Source organism: Cellulomonas sp. P4_A2 (assembly GCF_056402515.1).
The window spans coordinates 1-487 of the sequence record NZ_JBFUHG010000089.1; the positions used below are offsets into that span (position 1 = coordinate 1).

Here is a 487-nt window from a genome sequence, read left to right on the forward strand (position 1 = left end):
CCCGGAGACGCTACCGCGCGGCGAGGACGGCTCGGTCGTCTGGTACGGCTCGCGGCAGCAGTTCTGCGCGAGTTCGCCGGTCTACCGGCGTTACGCGGCGTCCCTCACCGAGGACCTGGCGGCGCGGTACGCCGATCATCCGGCGCTGACCGTGTGGCACATCAACAACGAGTACTGCACGCACTGCTGGTGCGACGGGACCGCCGCGCACTTCCGCCGGTGGCTGCGCGGCCGCTACGGCACCATCGAGGCGCTCAACGAGGCCTGGGGAACGGCCTTCTGGAGCCAGCGCTACGACACATGGGAGCAGATCCTGCCCCCGCGCAAGGCGCAGTACATGAAGAACCCGACGCAGGTGCTGGACTTCAAGCGATTCACGTCCGACGCCCTGATGGAGTGCTACCTGGCCGAACGCGACATCGTCGCCCGGCACACCCCTCACATCCCGGTGACCACCAACTTCATGCCGTTGTGGTCGGGGCAGGAC

The 487-nt window shown here is 68.0% G+C and carries 1 protein-coding gene; it reads left to right on the top strand.

The features are described from left to right. Positions 1 to 487, top strand: a 487-nt coding sequence (locus tag AC1DUE_RS20230; protein WP_477041199.1) for a beta-galactosidase, incomplete at both ends; no start/stop codon positions are given.